The 19,863-nt window shown below is 75.2% G+C and carries 19 protein-coding genes; 8 read left to right on the plus strand and 11 right to left on the minus strand.

The window, feature by feature from the left end; genetic code table 11:
* Nucleotide 1: 1 nt before the first annotated feature.
* From O7542_RS08605 to O7542_RS08635, 7 genes are all read right to left on the minus strand, one after another.
* Nucleotides 2-1,240 (minus strand): phage tail sheath subtilisin-like domain-containing protein, encoded by a 1,239-nt coding sequence (locus tag O7542_RS08605; RefSeq protein ID WP_209962160.1) that lies wholly within the window; start codon nucleotides 1,238-1,240, stop codon nucleotides 2-4.
* Nucleotides 1,241-1,256: 16 nt separating this feature from the next.
* The gene (locus tag O7542_RS08610; protein ID WP_281605995.1) at nucleotides 1,257-1,937 is read right to left on the minus strand and encodes a carboxypeptidase-like regulatory domain-containing protein; all 681 of its coding nucleotides are present in this window, start codon (nucleotides 1,935-1,937) and stop codon (nucleotides 1,257-1,259) included.
* Entirely contained in the window at nucleotides 1,934-2,542 is a 609-nt protein-coding gene (locus tag O7542_RS08615; protein ID WP_069088539.1) for a hypothetical protein, read from the minus strand. The genes O7542_RS08610 and O7542_RS08615 overlap by 4 nt, the downstream gene beginning before the upstream one ends.
* Nucleotides 2,543-2,555: 13 nt before the next feature.
* Nucleotides 2,556-2,900 carry a hypothetical protein gene (locus O7542_RS08620; RefSeq protein WP_064445749.1) on the minus strand — a complete coding sequence of 115 codons (345 nt, stop codon included), beginning with the start codon at nucleotides 2,898-2,900 and terminating at the stop codon, nucleotides 2,556-2,558.
* Nucleotides 2,901-3,038: 138 nt separating this feature from the next.
* Entirely contained in the window at nucleotides 3,039-3,875 is an 837-nt protein-coding gene (locus O7542_RS08625) for a DUF3153 domain-containing protein (protein ID WP_223201020.1), read from the minus strand.
* Between the two features lie 179 nt (nucleotides 3,876-4,054).
* Nucleotides 4,055-4,306: a hypothetical protein gene (locus O7542_RS08630; RefSeq protein ID WP_233514658.1), complete on the minus strand. Its 252-nt coding sequence runs from the start codon at nucleotides 4,304-4,306 to the stop codon at nucleotides 4,055-4,057.
* Between the two features lie 32 nt (nucleotides 4,307-4,338).
* Nucleotides 4,339-5,328: a LacI family DNA-binding transcriptional regulator gene (locus tag O7542_RS08635; RefSeq protein ID WP_064445751.1), complete on the minus strand. Its 990-nt coding sequence runs from the start codon at nucleotides 5,326-5,328 to the stop codon at nucleotides 4,339-4,341.
* A gap of 118 nt (nucleotides 5,329-5,446) precedes the next feature.
* Here O7542_RS08635 and O7542_RS08640 point away from each other — a divergent pair, with 118 nt between their 5' ends.
* Both O7542_RS08640 and O7542_RS08645 read left to right on the plus strand, forming a co-directional pair.
* Nucleotides 5,447-6,706 carry an MFS transporter gene (locus O7542_RS08640; protein ID WP_281605996.1) on the plus strand — a complete coding sequence of 420 codons (1,260 nt, stop codon included), beginning with the start codon at nucleotides 5,447-5,449 and terminating at the stop codon, nucleotides 6,704-6,706.
* Between the two features lie 88 nt (nucleotides 6,707-6,794).
* A complete protein-coding gene (locus O7542_RS08645; protein ID WP_030499339.1) occupies nucleotides 6,795-7,127 on the plus strand; it encodes a hypothetical protein in 333 nt (110 codons plus the stop codon).
* Between the two features lie 9 nt (nucleotides 7,128-7,136).
* Here the strand turns inward: O7542_RS08645 and O7542_RS08650 are convergent, their stop codons facing one another.
* On the minus strand, nucleotides 7,137-7,499 hold the full coding sequence (locus tag O7542_RS08650) for a CrcB family protein (RefSeq protein ID WP_281605997.1): 363 nt from the start codon (nucleotides 7,497-7,499) through the stop codon (nucleotides 7,137-7,139).
* Between the two features lie 22 nt (nucleotides 7,500-7,521).
* Nucleotides 7,522-8,004, minus strand: coding sequence for a CrcB family protein (locus O7542_RS08655; RefSeq protein WP_281605998.1), 483 nt, complete (start codon nucleotides 8,002-8,004; stop codon nucleotides 7,522-7,524).
* 212 nt (nucleotides 8,005-8,216) lie between these two features.
* Between O7542_RS08655 and paaK the strand changes: the two genes are divergently transcribed.
* Together paaK and paaI are read left to right on the plus strand one after the other, a co-directional pair.
* The gene (paaK, locus tag O7542_RS08660; protein ID WP_281605999.1) at nucleotides 8,217-9,524 is read left to right on the plus strand and encodes a phenylacetate--CoA ligase PaaK; all 1,308 of its coding nucleotides are present in this window, start codon (nucleotides 8,217-8,219) and stop codon (nucleotides 9,522-9,524) included.
* Nucleotide 9,525: 1 nt separating this feature from the next.
* Nucleotides 9,526-9,933, plus strand: a complete 408-nt coding sequence (paaI, locus tag O7542_RS08665; RefSeq protein WP_043323587.1) for a hydroxyphenylacetyl-CoA thioesterase PaaI — start codon at nucleotides 9,526-9,528, stop codon at nucleotides 9,931-9,933.
* A 77-nt stretch (nucleotides 9,934-10,010) separates the two neighbouring features.
* Here the strand turns inward: paaI and O7542_RS08670 are convergent, their stop codons facing one another.
* A complete protein-coding gene (locus O7542_RS08670; protein ID WP_281606000.1) occupies nucleotides 10,011-12,158 on the minus strand; it encodes an adenylate/guanylate cyclase domain-containing protein in 2,148 nt (715 codons plus the stop codon).
* 207 nt (nucleotides 12,159-12,365) lie between these two features.
* Here O7542_RS08670 and O7542_RS08675 point away from each other — a divergent pair, with 207 nt between their 5' ends.
* The 4 genes from O7542_RS08675 to O7542_RS08690 all read left to right on the plus strand — a co-directional run bounded on the left by O7542_RS08675 (nucleotide 12,366) and on the right by O7542_RS08690 (nucleotide 18,854).
* Nucleotides 12,366-15,302 carry a LuxR family transcriptional regulator gene (locus O7542_RS08675; protein WP_064445755.1) on the plus strand — a complete coding sequence of 979 codons (2,937 nt, stop codon included), beginning with the start codon at nucleotides 12,366-12,368 and terminating at the stop codon, nucleotides 15,300-15,302.
* A 112-nt stretch (nucleotides 15,303-15,414) separates the two neighbouring features.
* Nucleotides 15,415-16,185 carry a DUF5995 family protein gene (locus O7542_RS08680; protein ID WP_043323591.1) on the plus strand — a complete coding sequence of 257 codons (771 nt, stop codon included), beginning with the start codon at nucleotides 15,415-15,417 and terminating at the stop codon, nucleotides 16,183-16,185.
* A 96-nt stretch (nucleotides 16,186-16,281) separates the two neighbouring features.
* A complete protein-coding gene (locus tag O7542_RS08685; RefSeq protein WP_069088544.1) occupies nucleotides 16,282-16,692 on the plus strand; it encodes a hypothetical protein in 411 nt (136 codons plus the stop codon).
* Nucleotides 16,693-16,757: 65 nt separating this feature from the next.
* On the plus strand, nucleotides 16,758-18,854 hold the full coding sequence (locus O7542_RS08690) for an amino acid transporter (RefSeq protein ID WP_043323594.1): 2,097 nt from the start codon (nucleotides 16,758-16,760) through the stop codon (nucleotides 18,852-18,854).
* A gap of 8 nt (nucleotides 18,855-18,862) precedes the next feature.
* On the opposite strand, the gene O7542_RS08695 is transcribed toward O7542_RS08690, so the two are convergent.
* Entirely contained in the window at nucleotides 18,863-19,825 is a 963-nt protein-coding gene (locus O7542_RS08695; RefSeq protein WP_209962137.1) for a TIGR03557 family F420-dependent LLM class oxidoreductase, read from the minus strand.
* Nucleotides 19,826-19,863: the final 38 nt, after the last annotated feature.

A 19,863-nucleotide genomic window follows, 5' to 3' on the forward strand; every position in this document is an offset into this window, starting at 1 on the left:
GTCAGCCTCCGATCGTCTCGGTCTCGGTGCCGCCGGCCCACTGGCTCAGCTTGAACACCACGAACTCCGCGGGCTTGACCACGGCGATGCCGATGTGCGCCACCACCATCCCGGCGTCGCGGACGTCGGCCGGGTTGGTCTCCTCGTCGCACTTGACGAAGAACGCCTCCTCGGGCGTACGGCCGAGCAGCGCGCCGTCGCGCCACACCCGGGTGAGGAACGCGCCGATGTCGCGGCGGATCGAGCGCCACAGCGTGAAGTCGTTCGGCTCGAACACCATCCACCGGGTGCCGCCCGCGATGGCCTGCTCGATCGAGATGGACAGCCGCCGTACGTTCAGGTAGCGCCACTCGCTGGCCTCGGCGGCGAGCGTACGGGCGCCCCACAGCCGGATGCCCTCCCCGGCGAAGAACCGGATCACGTTGACGCCCTTGGGGTTGAGCACGTCGTGCTCGGGCCGGGTCACCCGGTACGCGAGGTCGACGGCCCCGCGTACCGGCTCGTTGGCGGGCGCCTTGTGCACGCCGCGCAGCGCGTCGGTGCGGGCCCAGATGCCGGCGACGTGCCCGCTCGGCGGCGTGAGCACCAGGTCGCCGCTGAGCGGGTCACGGACCCGGATCCACGGGAAGTAGAAGGTGGCGTAGTCCGACTGCCGGGGCCGGTCACCGCCGGTGCCGGGCGGTTCGTCGTCGGCGTCGCCCGGCGTACCCTCGGCGGGTTTGTCGGCCGACGCGGGCTTGGGCGGCTTGCCCGGCGTGGCGACGCGGGTGAGCCGGGAGACGTCGGTGACCTCCGGCGGCGGGTCGCAGATCGCCACCATGGTGCGCAGCCGCTCGGCCATGCTGATCAGGGCCTCGTGCGAGACCGGGTCGTGGTAGCCGGGCGCGGCCACTATGGAGACCTCGTCGATCGCCTCCAGCAGTTCCAGGCCGCCGCGCCGCCCGCCGGTGCCGGTGAGGCGGCCGCCCTCGCCGACGTTCACCACCCAGCAGCGGGTGCCGCCGTTGTCCAGGAAGCCGAACACGGCGCGGGCCAGCGGGGTGCTCTCCAGGTGCTCGCCGTCGGCGTACAGCCGCAGGAACTCGGTCCAGCTGTTCACCGCCAGCGCCTCGCCGACGTGGGCGCCCCGGTCGGGCGCGACCCCGACGAACGCGGCGGTGCTCATGCCGACCGGTCCGATCGGGCGGGCCCCGCTCGGTACCTCCTCGACGTAGATGCCGGGGGAGAAGTAGGTGGGCATCGGTCCTCCTCGTACGTCAGTCGGGCGCGCGGACGACGATCAGGTGGTCGCCGTCCGGATCGAGTTCGGCGGTGTGGACGCGTCCCGCGCCGACCAGCCGGATCCGCACCGGGGCGTCCGGCGCGTCGGGGTCGTGCGGCACGCCGGTCAGCCGGAACCGGCCGGCGGTGTCGGTCTCGGTGGCCTGGGCGGTGCCCACCAGCTCCACCCGGACGGCGGCGAGCGGCTGGTCCTGCGGGCCGACCACCCGGCCGTCGAGCGTGCGCATGCCGAGCTGCCGCAGTCGCAGCGGGTGCCGCACCGGCGGCGCGACCGGGACCGGCCGGTCGATCCGGGCCGGCACGTCCAGCAGCAGCGCCGGCCGGGGCGCCACGCCGAGCGCCCGCCACAGCGCCGGGTCGCCGGTGGCGAGCACCAGTTCCGGCCGGCCCGCCGTGGTGGCGGCGGCGAGCACCCGGTCCAGCGCGGGCAGCGCCGCCGGCCCGCCGCCGGAGACCAGCAGGCGGACCACGAACCGGTACGGCTCGCGCGCCGCGCCGCCGGTGGCGGTCTGCCGGGCCGGCCGCAGCTCCAGCGGCCAGACCGTGAGGCCGCCGCCGGGGTCGTCGCGCGGCGGGCCGACCGGTACGGGCTCACCCGCGGCTCCGGTCAGCCAGCTCGCGACGTCCGCGACGGCCGCCTCGATCGCGCCGGTCATCGCGGTGGCGTCCCCTGGATCCGGTACGCGATGGCCTCGTTCCACACGTGCGGGTAGACGCCGATCTCGAAGTAGCGGGTGAACCGGTTGATCGGCGCGTTGGTGTGGTCGTGCCAGAGCAGCCACACCGGGGCGATGGTGAACAGCACGTAGTTGAGAGCCACGAGCGGCAGGTAGAACGGGCCGAGCAGCCGGGCCTGGAACACGTGCACGTCCTCGTGGCGCTGGATGCCCGGGCTGGAGCCGGCGCACACGGTGCCGATCGTGGTCGCGTACCGGGGTGAGACGCCCTCGATCACGTTGACCCGGCCGCTGCCGGCCGAGACGATCCGGTCGAGCTGGTGGCCGAAGACCAGGTGCAGGGCCAGGAAGAGCGCCCCGGCGAACGTGTTGAGCAGGCTCCAGGTGTGGTCGACCACGAACAGGAAGATCCCCTTCGGGTCGGGGCCGTACGTGCCGGCGGACGCGGACGCCCAGCCGAACGGCGCGCCGACGAGCAGGCCGACGACCGCGCCGGCCAGCAGGCCGACGGTGCCGGCGGCGAGTTGCCCGAGTACGGCGCCGAAGACGACCTGGACGGCCGCGCTGAGGATGCCGAAGATCATGGGGTCACCTCTCTCAGACCCAGGAGCGGACGTAGCGGGGCTCGTGGCCCTGGGCGAGCTGGGTCGGCGACGCCTGCGTCGCCTGCCGGTTACCAGGGGGGAGCTGGTTGACGCCGAGCGCGGCGGAGAAGATCACCAGCCCGTTGAAGAACGCGATGATCCACTTCTCCGGGCCGGCGTCGGCGGCGAACGCGGCGGTCAGGTAGGACAGCAGGAGCGCGAAGCCCAGCGCGATCCACTTGCGCGCCTTGTCGCCGCTCGGGCCGATCAGCCCGCCGATGACGTTCGCGGCGAGCAGGGTGGCGGCGCTGGCGCCGGTGAGGCTGCCCAGGGCGGCCCAGGTGAAGAGATCGTTCACGGCGATCCCCCTCTTTTCGATGGTGCGGTGGTGCAGGTCGGGGTGGGATGGTGCGGCGGCGTTCCGGGTCACGTGACCCAGCCTCCGCCCGGTGTGCTGGTGGGCCGCCGGCGCGGACGCCGTCGGTGGTCGGTTGGCTCAGGCCGGCGGACCGGCGGGTCGAGTCGGTGCGTCGGGCGCGGCCGGGGCGCCGGTGGAGGCCGGGGCGGGGCCGGCCGGCACGCCCGGGCCGGTGGTCGCCGTCGCGTCCGGGCCGCCGCGGGAGCGCCGCCGCCGCATCAGCAGCACGAGCACGACGGCGGCGACCAGCAGCAGGACGACCACGGCGGCCACCACCGGCAGCCACGGGAAGGAACCGTCACCGGTCACCACGGCGGCCGGGCTGGTGGCCGGCGGCGGGGGCGCCTGGGCGACGGCGCGCAGCTCGGACGGCTTGGGCTGGTTGGCGACCACCTTCCAGGTGACCGAGCGCCCGGTGACAGTGCCGTTGGTGTCGAGCACCCGGCCGGGGAACGTCACCGAGATCTCGAACGCCATCAGCGTCATGAACGCCTGCTGCTGGCGCGGATCCTGCTGCCCGAACTTGCCGCCGTATTTCTTCGGGTCCAGCGGGAGCGAGAAGCGATACAGATCATCGTCCCGGACAAGATTCACGCTTTCGCTCGTGAATTGTGCCAGCGGTGTTTTCCGGTACGTGATCTGAATGCCGTACGAGGTGGCGTCCTCGTACCGGGTCTCCGCTCCGGGCGGAAGTGAGGGAATGTTCGGGCGCAGTTCCGCGAAGGCCACCGCCGGGTCCGGGTTGCGCTGCTTGAGCACGGACTTCGGCGCGGTGAGCAGGAGCTGACCGGAGACCGTGTCGTCGTCGTTCACGGTCAGCCCGAGGTTGAGCTGCATGCAGCCGCTCAATATCGCCACGAGGGCGAGACACACCGCGAGGCGGAATGCCCGGCTGCGGCGGAGTCTCGTATTCATGCGCTCAGTGTGAGCCGGTGCAGCCCGCCGGGCAGTCCGTGATCGGTCGCCGTTCTGTCGCCGATCTTACCGGCGTCCTCTCCCATTCGGACGACGTCGAAAACGTGAGCGATCGATATTCTGAAGGATTGTCGTGTCGCCGTTCCGCCGGGGTTCCCGGTGACGACCCGGGCGGCGGGTCACCGCGCCGGGGACTCCGCCGCGACGATCCGGAAGACCGGGATGCCGGGGGCGACCCGGGCGAAGTCGGTGAGCGGGGCGTGCCGGTCCACCGGCGCGTGCGGGCGCGCGCCGGGAGCGAGCGCGAGATGCCGGCGCAGGATCGGTGGCCGCTGCGCCACCGGCACCTCGACCAGCCGGACCGGCTCGCGGCGGCGACGGCGCAGCACCACCCGGCCGCCCCGGTACATCCACGTCATGACACCGCCCACCGGAGGCCCTCCTTCGCCGTACCCATCGACCGTCAGGCGCTCTCGCGGGCCACCAGCGTCGACGGGAACGCGGTGCTCGGGGCGACCGGCGCGCGCGTCAGCACGGCCGTGGCCGCGGCGGCGGCGATCCGGTCCACCGGATGGGTCGCGGTGGTCAGCGGCGGGCTGCTGATCGCCGCGTACGGCAGGTCGTCGAACCCGGCCACCGCCACGTCGTGCGGCACCCGCACGCCGCGCCCGCGCAGCGCGGCGATCACGCCGAACGCGGTGGCGTCGCTGGCCGCGTAGACCGCGTCGGCGTCCGGCCACCGGCGCAGCGCCTCCAGTGCCGCCCGGCCGCCCCGCGCCGCGGTGAAGTCGCCGGTGACCAGCCGCTCCGGCGACCCGGACTCCCGCATCAGCTCCCGGTACGCGGTCACCGACCGTTCTGCGCAGCTCAACCAGCGCGGCCCGGTGACCATGACGACGCGGCGCCGGCCGGTGGCGTACAGGTGACGCAGCACCTCACCCGCGCCACCGGCGTTGTCGACGTCGAACGACGGCACCGCCGGAGAGCCCTGACCGATCGAGACGACCCGGCCGCGCAGCCTCGGCGGCACCGCGTCCAGCGCGGCCTGGGTCGTGTTGACCAGGATCACCCCGCACACGCCCCGGTCCGCGCCCAGCCGGGTCAGCCCGGACGGGTCGGCCAGCGGCAGCCACTCCAGCGCCACCCCGACTCCGTGCGGCGCGCCCACCCGCGACGCCGCGCCCACCACCCGGTGCACGTACGGGTCGTCCAGCACGGTGTCGTCGCGGCCCACCACGGCCACCACCAGGCGTACGCCCGCTCCGCGCACCAGCGACCGGGCCGCGAGGTCCGGCACGTAGCCGAGGTGCTCGGCGGCGGCGTGCACCCGGGCGCGGGCGTCCGCCGAGGCGAACCCGTAGCCGCCGAGCACCCGGGAGGCGGTGGCCCGGGACACCCCGGCGCCGCGGGCGACGTCGTCGAGCGTGGCGGGACGTGCGGTCGGCGTACCCATGTCCGCATCATGCCTGCTCCGGCGTGGATGGGCGAAGCCATAACGGCGCTTGTGGTGGAAGCGCTCTCAGGTGTGCGATTGTCGTCGGGAACCAGACGGGGGAAGGGACCACCGCACCGTGAGCAGCACCATCGACGCACCGGCCGGAAAGCGGCCACCGGCGCCCCGGGCGGTGCTGACCGCCCGCAACGGCGTCGCCGTCGTCTTCGCCCTCAACGGGCTCGCGGTGGCGAGCTGGTTCTCCCGGGTCCCGGCGGCCCAGGAGGCGCTCGACCTCAACCCGGGGCGGCTCGGCCTGCTGCTGCTCTGCGCGTCGGCGGGTTCGCTGCTGGCCATGCCGACGGCCGGCCTGGTCACCCAGCGGCTCGGGCCCGCGCGCACTGTCGCCGTGTCGGTGGTGCTGGTCTCGCTCGGCCTGACCGTGGCGGGTCTGTCCGCCAGCCTGGTCGGCTCGGTCGTCGGGGTGGGGTTCGGCCTCGCCGCGTTCGGCTTCGGCTCCGGCATGTGCGACGTGGCGATGAACGTCGAGGGCGCGGCCGTGGAGAAGCGCCTCGGCTACACCATCCTGCCCCGGTTCCACGCCGCCTGGAGTCTCGGCTCGGTGGCCGGGGCCGGGCTCGGCGCCGGCGCCGCGCACTTCGGCGTACCCGTGGGCGTGCACCTGCCGGTCCTGTCCGTGCTGATCCTGGCCGGCACGCTGGTCGGCGCCCGGGCATTCCTCGCGGCCACCGCCGAGGCGGCCGGGGCCGGGGAGCCGGCCGCCCGGCGGCAGGCGCTGCTGGCCGCCTGGCGTGAGCCCCGCACCCTGCTGATCGGCCTGCTCGTGCTGGTCATGGCGTTCACCGAGGGCAGTGCCAACGACTGGCTCGCGGTGGCGTTCGTCGACGGGTACGGGGTCGACGAGGCGGTCGGCGCCGCGGTGTTCGGCGTGTTCGTGGTGGGCATGACGATCGGCCGCACCGTCGGCACCGTCGCCATCGACAGGTGGGGCCGGGTGCCGGTCCTGTTCACCACCATCGCGATGGCGTCCGCCGGCGCGGCGCTCGCCGTACTGGCCGGGAACGGCCCCCTCGCGGTGGTCGGCGTCGCGCTGTGGGGACTCGGCGCCTCGCTCGGCTTCCCGGTCGGGATGAGCGCCGTCGCCGACGACGAGGACAAGGCCCCGGCCCGGGTGAGCGTGGTCGCGGTGATCGGCTACACCGCCTTCCTGGCCGGGCCGCCGCTGCTCGGCTTCCTCGGCGACCACTTCGGCGTGCTGTCCGCGCTCGGCGTGGTGCCGCTGCTCCTGCTGCCCACGCTCGCGCTGGTGCCGGTGCTGCGGGAGCGCCCCGCCGCGCCGGACACGCAGACCGGCGCACCGGCGGCGAAGGTCGGCTGAGCCGGTCCAGCCGACTCCCACCGCGCTCCCAGCCGCCTGCCAGGCCGGCGTGCTGCACTGGAGCGAACGCCGAGGAGAGGAGGCGGGCATGGGCTGGTTCAGCCGCCGGGCCGCCGACCCGACGACGCCCACGAAGCTCGACCGCGAGGCGACCAAGGAGGACCTGGCGCAGCTGGAGGCGTTCGTCACCAGCCGGCGCGGGGTCGAGTTCTACCTGGAACCGGAGACCACCGCCACCGACACCACAGTCGTCGCCATCGCGCACGACGGTGAGTGGATCCGCCGCCGTACCGGCTCGCCCCGCGCCGCCGGCAAGATCGCCCAGAAGCACGCGGTGCCGCTGTACGAGGCGGCCCGCACCGGCTACCCGGAGCGGATGCGGGCATGGAACCGGGCCCACCCGGAACGCCGGGCCCGCTGACCGGCGCGGTCAGCCGGTCAGCGTGGTGACGAGGGCGTAGCCCAGGAACGCCGCGCCCAGGCCCGCGGCCACGCTGAGCGCCGCATTCGCGTACGCGAGGCGGCGCTTCCCGGCGCGGGCCAGGCGCAGCGTCTCGTAGCTCAGCGTCGACCAGGTGGTCAGCGCGCCGCAGAAACCGGTGCCGACCAGCGCGGTCACCGCCGGGTCGACGGGCGCCGCGAGCAGGCCGCCGAGCAGCAGCGACCCGGCCACGTTCACGGTGAGCGTGCCCCACGGGAACGGTGAGCCGTGCCGGGCCTGCACCGCCCGGTCGGTCAGGTAGCGCAGCGGCGCGCCGAGCGCGGCGCCGAGCGCGATCAGCAGGACGGCCATCGGCCCGCCACCGTCTGGGCGGTCACGGGGCCCGCCCGTGCCGGGCGGCCAGCAGGCGCGCTGTCGCCGCGTCCCCGGCCGCGACCGCGGCCAGCGCGCCGAGCACCGTGGCGGCCAGGTAGACGCCCGCCGTCGCCGCCGCGCCGTCGGTCAGCAGCCGCTGCGCGTCGACCGCGTACGCGGAGAACGTGGTGAACCCGCCGAGCACGCCGACGCCGAGGAACGGCCGGGTCAGCGGGTGGGCCGGGCGGGCGGCGAGCATCGCCGTCAGCGCACCGATCAGCAGGCAGCCGGTGACGTTGACGGCGAACGTGGCCCACGGAAACTCGCCGGGCCGGTGTGGCACCGCCGCCTGCGCGCCCGCCCGCGCGAGCGCGCCGAACACGCCACCGGCGGCGATCACGCCGAGCACGGCCGCCGGGTGCGCGGACAGTTCCGACCGGTCCGCCGGTACGCGCAGGTCGACGTCCGGATCAACGCGCGGATCCGACACCACACCTCCCACCGCCCCCCGCGAGCATAACCCCGCCGCCCGCCCGCGCCCCCGCTCTCGGTGATCTTGCGGTTCCAGCCCCGGCATTGCGCGCGAAGCAGACACCCGAGGGGCGGCAAGTGCAAGATCACGGGGGCGGGGGGTGGGGGAGGGATGAGGGGCGTACGGTGGGCGGCAGCGCCCGGCGCGGCGGTGCCCGGGGCCCGTCGCGCCAGGAGGAAGCCGTGCAGGACCGCACCCCTCGTCCGGACGAGCTGGATCCCGTCGAGCGGATCGGCGTCGACGAGCTGCGCGCCCTGCAGCTGGACCGGCTGCGCCACTCGCTGCGGCACGCGTACGACAACGTGCCGCACTACCGCCGCGCGTTCGACGACGCCGGCGCGCACCCGGGCGACCTGCGCGAGTTGACCGACCTGGCCCGCTTCCCGTTCACCACGAAGGCGGAGCTGCGGGAGAACTACCCGTTCGGCATGTTCGCGGTGCCCCGCGAGCGGATCGCCCGCCTGCACGCGTCCTCCGGCACCACCGGACGCCCGACTGTGGTCGGCTACACCCGCGCCGACCTGGACACCTGGGCGAAGCTGATGGCCCGCTCGATCCGGGCCGCCGGTGGCCGCCGCGGTGACCGGGTGCACGTCGCGTACGGCTACGGGCTGTTCACCGGCGGCCTCGGCGCGCACTACGGCGCCGAGGAGCTGGGCTGCACCGTCGTCCCGGCCTCCGGCGGCATGACCGAGCGCCAGGTCATGCTGATCCGCGACCTGGAACCGGAGGTCATCATGGTGACCCCGAGCTACATGCTCGCCATCGTGGACGAGATGGAACGCCAGGGCGTCGACCCGCGCGCCACCTCGCTGCGGGTGGGCGTCTTCGGCGCCGAGCCGTGGACCGAGGACATGCGCCGTGAGCTGGAGCAGCGCCTGGACATGCACGCGCTGGACATCTACGGCCTGTCCGAGGTGATGGGCCCGGGGGTGGCGGTCGAGTGCGTGGAGACCAAGGACGGCCTGCACCTGTGGGAGGACCACTTCTACCCGGAGATCATCGACCCGGTGACCGGGGAGGTGCTGCCCGACGGACAGCGGGGCGAGCTGGTGCTGACCTCGCTGACCAAGGAGGCCATGCCGGTGGTCCGCTACCGCACCCGGGACCTGACCCGGCTGCTGCCCGGCACGGCCCGCCCGATGCGGCGGATCGAGAAGATCACCGGACGGACCGACGACATGATGATCGTCCGGGGGGTGAACGTCTTCCCGACGCAGATCGAAGAGCTGATCCTGCGTACCCCGGCCCTGTCGCCGCACTTCCAGTGCGTGCTCGACCGGCGGGGGCGGATGGACACGCTCGCCGTCCACGTGGAGCGGCGCGCGGACGCCGCCGCCGACGAGGCCGAACGGGCCGGCGCGGCCCTGGCCGAGCAGGTCAAGAACACCATCGGCGTCTCCGTCGCGGTGCGGGTGATCGAACCGGACGGGGTGGAACGGTCGATGGGCAAGATGCGCCGCATCGTCGACCAGCGGCGGGAGCGCTGACATGGCGGACGACGGCGGCCGCACCGCGGCGCACGACATGTTCGACGCCGACGTGGCGTCCAAGGGGCTCGGCATCGAACTCGTCTCGGCCGGCGACGGCGCGGCCGTGGCGCGGATGCGGGTCACCCCGGCGATGCTCAACGGGCACGCGATCGGGCACGGCGGCTTCGTGTTCCTGCTCGCCGACACCGCGTTCGCGCTGGCCTGCAACAGCCACGGCCCGGCCACCGTCGCGGCCGGCGGCGAGATCAGCTTCCTGCGACCGGTACGCGAGGGCGACGTGCTGGAGGCGTACGCCACCGAGCGGGTCCGGCAGGGCCGCAGCGGCATCTACGACGTCACGGTGCGGCGCGGCGACGAGGTGGTGGCGGAGTTCCGGGGACGAAGCCGCACCATCGCCCGCGGCTGACGGCCACCACTCCGACCCGCCCGACGAGCCGCCCGGGCCGGAGTGGCCCCGTGCCCGCTCCGACCCGGACGTCGCCGTCATGCGGCGAGCCCAGTCGCGTACCCGCCGGGCTCGGCTCTTCGCCGCGCGCGGCCCGCCCTCTCAGGCCGCGCCGCGGCTCCGGGTAACGGGACGGTCCGCCACCCGGGCCACGCCGCGAGATCGCCGGCCGTCGCCGGTCCGGCCCAGGACGGCCCGGGCACCGCCCGGAGCACGCCGCTCCGATCCGGCGGGCCGGGCGCCGGTCGGGCCCCTCCACCCGACCGGCGCGACCGTCCCGCCCCGAGCGGGCAGAGTTCCCGCTCGTCGGGGTCCCGCGCGGGGACACCGGCTCCCGCTCCCGGCGCGAAGCCGGCAGCGGTGTCCTCCGGGACGCGGGCCGGATGCCGACCCGCGCCCACTCCGGCCGTCCGGGCGGCGGCGCGTCCGCCACCGGCCACGCCCGGCGGTACGGCCGCGCCGACGGTCCGGACACCGGCCCGGGCGGCGACGCGCTCGCCGTCCGCCATTGCGCCGATGTCGCCGACTCCGGACGCGGCGCGAAGACGGCGGGCGAAATCCGCTCGCACGGCCCGGGAGAGCCGGTGCGCGGCCACCCGCGCCACCAGCGGCTCGACCGTCCACCCGCCCGGCGCGACGGGCCGCAGCAGTCCGGCCGCGGCCAGGGCGCGCAGCGCCGGCGTGGCCCGGCCGGCGGGCCAGCCGAGCATCGCCTCCACCGTCGCGGCGGCGACCGGGCCGCCGCGGGCGGCGGCGGCCATCAGCACCGCCCGGTGCGTGCCGTCCAGCCGGTCCAGCCGGGCGTCCACCAGCCGCCGCGCGGCCGAGGGCACACCGGCCGGCTCGTCCGCCGGGTCGGTCAGGGCGTACGCGGTCGCGACGGCCGGATTGCCGCCGGCCAGGGGGAGCAGCCGCGCGGCGAGCGCGGCCGGCCGGCCGGTGTGGCCGAGCAGGTGCCGCAGCAGCCGTCCGGTCTCCAGCGGACTCAGCGGGCGCAGCGGGATCCGCCGGGTCCCCGGGGCGGGCAGCGGGTCGGCCGACCCGGAGCCGTACGTGGTGACCACCGCGAGCGGCAGCCCGCGGTCGCTCGCCGCGACGTGGAGCTGGCGCAGGAACCGGCGCAGCGCCGGCGCGGCCCGGTCCAGGTCGTCGACGGCCACCACCACGGGCGCGTCGGCGGCCAGGCCGAGCAGCGCCTCCCGGCAGGCCACCACGGCCCGCGCCGCCGTGGTGTCGTCGTGCGGCGCGGCCAGGAACGCGGCCAGCGCCCCGCCGCCCGGACCGTCGACGGCCACGCCCGGCAGTGGGCGCGGCGCCTCGGCCCGGGTGCGGAGCAGGTCGGCCAGGGGCGCCAGCTCGCCGGCCGGGTACGGCGGGCAGTACGCCACCCGCCGGAGTACCGGGACACCGTCCACCTGGGACACCGCGCGGATCACCTCGTGCAGCAGCCGGCTGCGGCCGCTGCCGGGCGGCCCGACCAGCGAGATCCACCGGGGACGTCGCTGCCGGAGCGCGGCGGTCACCTCCTCGGCCGCGGTGGCCAGCTCACGCCGTCGCCCGACCAGCGGGGCGCGATGCCGCGCCGGCCGGCGCCCGGCGGCCCCGGTCACCCGCCACACGTCCAGCGGCAGCGACTTGCCGGCGAGCGTCATGGTGGCCAGTGGACGCTGCTCGACCAGGCCGGCCACCGCGTCGCGGGTGACCGGGCAGACCACCACGCCACCGGGCGGCGCGTGCTCCTGGAGCCGGGCCGCGGTGGTGATGACCGCGCCGCTCGCCGCGCCGTGGCCGCCGTCGCGGGCGCCGGCCAGGTCGAGCAGCACCTCGCCGGTCGCCACGCCGACCCGCACGCGCAGCCGGACGCCGCCCGGCCGCCGCCGGTCCAGCGCGGCCTGGATGTCCAGCCCGGCCCGCACCGCCCGGTACGCGTCGAAGCCGTCCGAAGCGGACGCGCCGAACAGCGCCATCACCGCGTCGCCGACGTACTTCTCCACCACGCCCCGCCAGCGGCGCAGCACCGACGCGACGGTGCCGAAGTAGGCGCGTTGCAAGGCCCGCAGGTCCTCCGGGTCGAGCCGCTCGACCAGGCGGGTCGAGCCGACGATGTCGACGAAGAGGACGGTCACCGTGCGGCGTTCCTCCGGCACCGGCGGGCAGGCCGCGACGACGGCTTCCCGACTTACCACGGGCGTGGTGATCAACATCGCACCCACCCTTTCCCTGGTCCGGTGCCTGACGACCTCCGAAGACTTTCACCACCGGGTTCTCGGGGGATCGGTAGGACGACGTATGTCGGCCACCCGCAACCATTAGTCGTGTAGTCGACGCGAGGAGTACGAGTCCGACCCCGAGGCCGTAGAACGGTGCGGGGCCCTGTGACTAGGCTGCGTCCCATGGCCAGCGAAGTGGACACCGCACCGCTCGTCGGCCGCACCGGCACCATGGCGACGCTGCGGTCGGCGCTCTACGACGACCTGCGGCCCGGGCAGACCGGGGCGGTGTTCCTCACCGGTGAGAGCGGAGTGGGCAAGACCCGCCTGCTGAGCGAGGTCGGTGACCAGCTGCGGCAGGCCGGGGCCCTGGTGCTGACCGGCGCCTGCCTGGACATCGGCGACGCCTCGCCGCTGCACCCGGTACGCCAGGCGTTGCGCCGGCTCGACGCCGAGCAGGGCGAGGCGCGTACCGCGTCGGCGATCCGCGGGCTGTTGCAGGTCTTCGACGAGGAGACGCCCGGCCCGGACGGCGCCGGGGCGCTGCTGGAGCGCGTCGCCCAGGGCCTGCACCTGGTGGCCGGCGGGCGGCCGCTGGTGCTCGTCCTCGACGATCTGCAGTGGGTCGACCGCAGCACCCGGCAGCTCCTGCTCTACCTGCTCGCCGGTCTGGGCGACCTGCAGCTCTCCGTGCTGGCCGCGATCCGGGCCGAGTCGCTGCGCGGCGCGCACCCGCTGCGCCGGGTCCTCACCGAACTGCGCCGGCTGCGCTCGGTGCAGGTGGTCGATCTGCTGCCGCTGGACCGGGCCGCCACCGACGAGCTGGCCGCCGCCGTGGTCGGGGCGCCGCTGCCGCCGGAGGCCGCCGACCAGCTCTGGCGGCGCAGCGGCGGTAACCCGTTCGTGGCCGAGGAACTGGCCCGCGACCGGCGCGACGGCCGCGACGGCATCTCCGACACCGTGCGCGAGGTGTTCCTGGACCGGGTCGACGCGCTGCCGCAGCCCGCGCACGCCGTGGTGCACGCGGTGGCAGTGGGCGTCGAACCGGTCGAGCACTGGCTGCTGGCCCAGGTGGTCCGGCTGCCCGAGGAGGAGCTGCTCGACGCGGTCCGCGAGGCGGTGGCGCACCGCCTGCTGGTCGGCGCCGACGACGGCTACCGGCTGCGCCATCGGCTGGTCGCCGAGGTGCTGGCGAGCGAGCTGCTGCCGGCCGAGCGGGCCGCGCTGCACCGCCGCTTCGCCGAGGCGCTCACCGCCGCCCCGGGCGAGCTGCACCAGGCGCGGCTGGCCCACCACTGGCGGCACGCCGGTGAGCCGGCCCGGGCGCTGCCCGCCGCGATGGCCGCCGCCCGCGAGGCGGAGCGGCTGCACGGGTACGCCGAGGCGCACCGCCACTGGTCGGCCGCGCTGACGCTCGCCACCGAGCCGCCTGCGGTGCTGCCCGACGGCGGCCGGCCCGAGCCGGTCGAGGTGGACCGGGCCGAGCTGCTCAGCCACGCCGCCGAGGCCGCGCACCACAGCGGGGAACACGCCCGCGCCCTGACCCTGCTGGAGGAGCTGGCCGCCGAGGAGTCCGGGCCGCCGGTCTGCGCGCTGCACATCCGCCGCGCCCGCTACCTGGCCGCGGCGGGCCGGTCCGCGCCGGCCGAGGAGGAGTACCGGCGGGTGCTGGCCTCGCCCGACTGCACGCCGCACGAGCGCTGCACGGCCGCGGCCCGGCTGGCCGAGCTGCTGCTGCACCTGGGCCGCTACGCCGAGGCCGGTGAGCAGGCCCGGGAGGCGCTCGCGCTCGCCGCCGACGTGCCGGGCTCCACCTCCGAGGTGGTGATGGCCAGCGCCGCGCTCGGGTTCAGCGAGGCGTTCCTGGAGGATCCGGCCGCCGGGCTGGCGGTCATGCGCCGCGCTCTGGACACCGCCGAGCGCTCCGGCGGCCCGGAGGACGTGGCGTGCGCGTACCTGCACCTGGCCGACCTGATGACCGGGCCGCTGAACATCCTCGAGGAGGGTGTGGTGGTGGCCCGCCGTGGCGCCGAGCGGGTCGCCGAGCTGGGGCTGGGCCGCACCTGGGAGACCCGGCTGCTGGCGGTGGCGACGAACGGGCTGTTCCGGGTGGGGCAGTGGGCCGAGGCGGAGAAGGTCGTCGCGGCCGCGCTGCGGCACCGCCCCTCCGGCGCCGACGCGGTCGAGCTGCTGCTGGCCCGGTGCCGGCTCTCCGTCGGGTACGGCGACGTCGAGGCGTCCGACCGTGACCTGGAGGCGGTCGCCACCATGCTGGCCGGCGGCGGCGCCCGGCACGTGCTGCCGATGCTCATCCTGCGCGCCGGCCTGTCCATGTGGCAGGGCCGGCACGACCTGGCCCGGCAGGCGGTGCAGCGGGGCCTGACCGAGAGCCGGTCCGACGACGTGATCGTGCTGGCCACGCTGGCCTGGCACGGGCTGCGCGCGGAGGCGGAGGCCGCGGCCGGCCGCACCATCGAGCCGGATCCGAACGCGGTACGCCGGCTGCGCGAGGCGGTCGACCGGGTGACCCGCAAGAGCGCCCGCGCGGGCGCGCCGGTGCGGTACGTCGCCGACGGGTTCCTGGCGCTCTGCGACGCCGAGCTGAGCCGGCTCGACGACGGCCGTGGCGACCCCGCGCTGTGGGAGCGTTCGGCGCTCGAGTGGGACCGGCGCAACCACCCCTATCCGGCGGCGTACTCCCGGTTGCGGCAGGCCGAGGCGCTGCTGGGACGGCGCAGCCGGGTGGCCACCGCGGGCAAGCTGCTGCGCCAGGCGTACGAGATGGCCCAGTCGCTCGGCGCGGTGCCGCTGACCGCGGAGATCCGTACCATCGCCTCGCGGGCCCGGGTGACCGTGGACGCCGCGCCCGGCCCCGCGCCGGTGCCCCGGCCACGGGCGGCGCCGGCCGGGCCCGCGGTGGACGAGCTGGCCACGCTCACCGCGCGGGAGCGGGAGGTGCTCGCGGCGGTCGCCGAGGGGCTGACCAACCGGGAGATCGGCCAGCGGCTGTTCATCAGTGAGCGGACCATCGGCGTCCACGTCTCGCACATCTTCGACAAGCTGCAGGTCCGCACGCGGGTGCAGGCCAGCGCGATCTTCCTGCGCAGCCGTCCGGGATAGACGTACGTCGGTAATACGTCGTTCTACCGATCCGGCGCGCGGGCGCCGGCTGGCACGCTGTGCGCCGGAGCGCCGGTGGCGTCGTGGGGGCGCCGACCATCGTGGAGGAGAAATGACCGAACCGGTCTGGGGTCCTGTGCACCAGGACATCGTCGGGTTGCTCGCCGATCACCCGGCCGACGTGCCGGCGGTCGTGGACCATCTCACCAAGCTGCAGGATCTGCTGGTCCGGCTCCCCCCGCTGGAGGAGAGCTGCCCGCTCGCCGACTTCAACAAGCTCTACCTGGTCATCACCAGCACCGTGCTCGACGGCCTGTACGACGACCGGTTCCGTGACCCGGCGTTCCTGGCCCGCCTGGACGTGGAGTTCGCGGCCCGGTACTTCGACGCGCTGCGGTTCTGGACCGACTCCAGCCCGAGCACGCCGAAGGCGTGGGCGTGCCTGTTCAAGCGGATGCGCGGCCCGGACGCCCGGCCGCTGCCCTCGGCCGCCGCGGGCGTCAACGCGCACATCAACTACGACCTGCCGTTCGCCCTGGTGACGACGTTCGACAGCCTGGACTCCGAGCCGATCGACGGCAGCGACCAGCACCGCGACTACCTGGAGATCAACAACATCTTCGCCGAGCGGATCCCGCAGCTGCGCCGGGGCTACCTGGACAACTGGCAGCTCATGATCGACATGGTGAACGGTGACATCGACGACTGGTACCAGGGCGAACTGGTGGAGTACACCCGGAACGTGGCCTGGCGCAACGCGCAGAAGATCTGGCGCTGCCGCCACGACCCGGAGGCCCGCGAGTGTGAGCGGACGCGGCTGGACGACAACGCCGCGCTGCTCGGCCGGCTGCTGCTGTCGCCCCTCGGGGCGTTCCTGCAGTAGCCGGGACGGGGGGTTCCCGCGTCCCGCCGTCCGGGCGCGGGACGCGGGAACGCCGCCGGCGGGTGTCGGCCCCGCCGGACCGGGTACGTCGCCGCCGTGCCGCGAGACGAACCGACCCGCCGTTTCCCGTTCCGCTTCGACCCGGTCTTCCGGCTGCCCCTGGCGCTGCTCGGGGTGCGTCCCGCCACGGCCTGGGTCGACTGGGGCCCGGACGGTCTGCTCGTCCGGTTCGGCCCCTGGCTGCTGCGCACCACCAGGGACAACGTCACCGGCGCCGAGCTGAGCGGGCCGTACCGCTGGTGGCGGGCGATCGGCCCGCACCTGTCGCTGGCCGACGGCGGGGTGACCTTCGGCGCCGGCCTGGCCGCCGGGGTCTGCCTGCGCTTCGCCGAGCCGGTGCCGGCACTGGCGCCCGGTCCGTGGCTGCGGCACCCGGCGGTCACCGTCACCGTGGCCGACCCGGCCGCGCTGCGCGACGCGGTGACCGCCGGCGCAGCGGATCTTTGACCGGTTCGGCCGGGCCGCGACCGGGACAACCCCTACCGTCTTTGCCAGGGGACGAAGGGGAACAGATGGGGCAGGCGGGGGACGCGGAACAGCCCAGGCGTACGCGGGAGCGGCGCCGGGAGGCGCACGCCGCCGCGGCCGCCCGGGCCGGCCGGCACGGCGACCACGCCGAGCGGTCCGGTCGTCCCGTGCCGGAGCTGCCGGAACGGGTGGCCGCCCCGGCCCGTCCGGCCCCGCCGCCCGGCCGGCTGCACCGGTGGCTGTTCGCCCACCGCGTCGAACCGGTCGGCCCGGAGGTACGGGAGCACCAGACCCGGTCGCACCCGTGGTGGCAGGTGATGTGCCTGACCGGCGTCGACTACTTCTCCACGCTGTCCTACCTGCCGGGCATCGCGGTCGTGGCGGCCGGCGCGCTCAGTCCGCTGGCCACCCTGCTGATCGTGGCGCTGACCCTGCTCGGGATGCTGCCGATGTACCGCCGCGTGGCCCGGGAGAGCCCGCACGGGCAGGGCTCGGTGGCGATGCTGGAGCGGCTGCTGCCGTTCTGGCGCGGCAAGGTCTTCGTGCTGGTGCTGCTGGGCTTCGTCGCCACCTCGTGGATCATCACGATCACGCTCTCCGCCGCCGACGCCAGCGTGCACCTGCTGGAGAACCCGGCCCTGCCCGCCGCGTTCCCGCACGGCCGGACAGCGGCGGTGCTGGTCACCGTGGCGCTGCTGCTCGTGCTCGGCGGCGTGTTCCTGCTCGGGTTCAGCGAGGCGGTGCAGGTGGCCATCCCGCTGGTGGCGGTGTTCCTGGCGCTGAACGCGGTGGTGGTGGTCGCCGGCGTGGCCGAGCTGGCCGCCGACCCGGCGCCGCTGGCCGACTGGACCGGCCGGCTGGCCGACGCCGGCGGACCCGGGGACGTCCTGGCCACCAGCGCGCTCGCGTTCCCGCTGCTGGTGCTCGGCCTGTCCGGCTTCGAGACCGGGGTGAGCATGATGCCGCTGGTGCGCGGCCGCGGCGCCGATCCGGAGCAGCGGCTGGCCGCCCGGATCCGCAACACCCGCCGGCTGCTCACCGCCGCCGCGCTGATCATGTCGGTCTACCTGATCGCCACCACGTTCGTGACCACCGTGCTGATCCCGCCCGAGGCGTTCGCGCCCGGCGGGCCGGCCAACGGCCGGGCGCTCGCGTTCCTCGCCCACGAGCATCTCGGCCAGGCGTTCGGCACCGTCTACGACATCAGCAGCATCCTCATCCTCTGGTTCGCCGGCGCCTCGGCGATGGCCGGGCTGATCAACATCGTGCCGCGCTACCTGCCGTCGTACGGCATGGCGCCGGAGTGGGGCCGCGCGGTCCGCCCGGTGGTGCTGGTCTACACCGCGATCAGCGTCGCCATCACCATCGCGTTCGCCGCCGACGTCAACGCCCAGGCCGGCGCGTACGCCACCGGCATCCTGGCGATGATGGTCTCCGGCGCGATAGCGGTGACCATCGCGGCGCTGCGGGCCGGCAGCCGCGCGGCCGGCGCCGGGTTCGCGCTGCTCACCGCCGTGCTGCTGTACGCGCTGGCGGAGAACGTGGTGGCCAAGCCGGACGGCATCACCATCTCCGGGTTCTTCATCGCCGGGATCGTCGCGGTGTCGCTGATCTCCCGCGTCACCCGGACCACCGAGCTGCGCGCCGAGCGGATCGAGTTCGACGAGGCGGCCCGCCGGTTCGTCGACGAGTCGGTGGCCCGGGACGGGCGGCTGCACCTGATCGCCAACAAGCGGCAGCGCGGGTCGGTCAAGGAGTACCGGGTCAAGGAGCGGGCGCAACGGTCGATGAACCCGGTGCCCGGCGCCGCCGACGTGCTCTTCCTGGAGATCGACGTGAGCGACCCGTCGCAGTTCAGCCAGGTGCTGCGGGTGCACGGGGTGGAGGCCGGCGGCTACCGGATCCTGCGTGCCAGCAGCCCGGCCGCGCCGAACGCGATAGCCGCGATCCTGCTGGCGCTGCGCGACGCCACCGGGGTACGCCCGCACTGCCACTTCGAGTGGTCGGAGGGGAACCCGATCGCGCACCTGCTGCGCTACCTCATCCTCGGCCGGGGCGACACGCCGCCGGTGGTACGGGAGATCATCCGCAAGTCCGAGCCGGATCCCACCCGCCGTCCCGGCATCCACGTCGGCGGCTGACCCGCCGGCTACGACCCGAGGGCGCGTACCCGGGCCAGCAGGTCGCGGGCGCAGAAGTCGAGGAAGCCGTCCGGGTCCGGGCCGGCGTTCTGCAGCACGATGTGGTCGAAGCCGGCCTCGACGTACGCGCGCGCCTTCTCCACGTGCGGCCCGGCGTCCGGGCCGACGGAGAACTGGCTGCGGATGTGGTGGTCCTCGACCCAGGTGGTGGCGGCGTCGAAGTTCACCGGGTTCGGCAGCTCGCTCATCACCTTCCAGCCGGTGACCGCCCAGCGGCTGGTCTCCTTCGCCGCGCGTACCGCCGACTCCTCGTCGGCGGCCCAGGCCATCGGCACCTCGGCGTAGCGGGGGCCCCGGCCGCCGGCGTTGCGGTACTGGTCGACGATGGACGCCTTCGGCTCGGTGGCGAACAGGCCGGTGCCCAGCTCGGCGGCCAGCCCGGCGGACTCCCGGCCGCTGGCCGCCACGGCGATCACCGGTAGATCGTCGGGCAGGTCCCAGACCCGCGCGTCCTCCAGCTTCAGGTGCCGCCCCTCGTAGGACCGGTAGCCGCCCTGCCAGAGCAACCGGATGATCTCCAGCGCCTCGCGCAGCCGCTCGTGCCGCCCCCGTACGCTGGGGAACCCCTGCCCGACGACGTGCTCGTTGAGCCGCTCGCCGGCGCCCACGCCGAGCGTGAACCGCCCGTCGGAGATCAGCGCCATGGTCGCCGCGGCCTGCGCGACGATCGCCGGGTGGTAGCGGACGGTGGGGCAGGTGACGCCGGTGGCGAGGCCGAGCGTGCTGGTACGGGCGGCGATCGCGCCGAGCGCGCTCCACGTGAAGCAGGAATGCCCCTGCGACTCCAGCCAGGGGTGGTAGTGGTCGCTCATCTCGACGAAGTCGAAGCCGACCTCCTCGGCCCGGATCGCCTGCCGGATGAGTTCCCGGGGCCCGAACGCCTCCGAGGCGAGCTTGTAGCCGATCCGCATGCCCGGTTCTCCGTTTCCGTCGTCGGCGAACCGCTGCC

It is taken from the genome of Micromonospora sp. WMMC264, assembly GCF_027497275.1.
GTDB classification, from domain to species: Bacteria; Actinomycetota; Actinomycetes; order Mycobacteriales; family Micromonosporaceae; genus Micromonospora; species Micromonospora chalcea.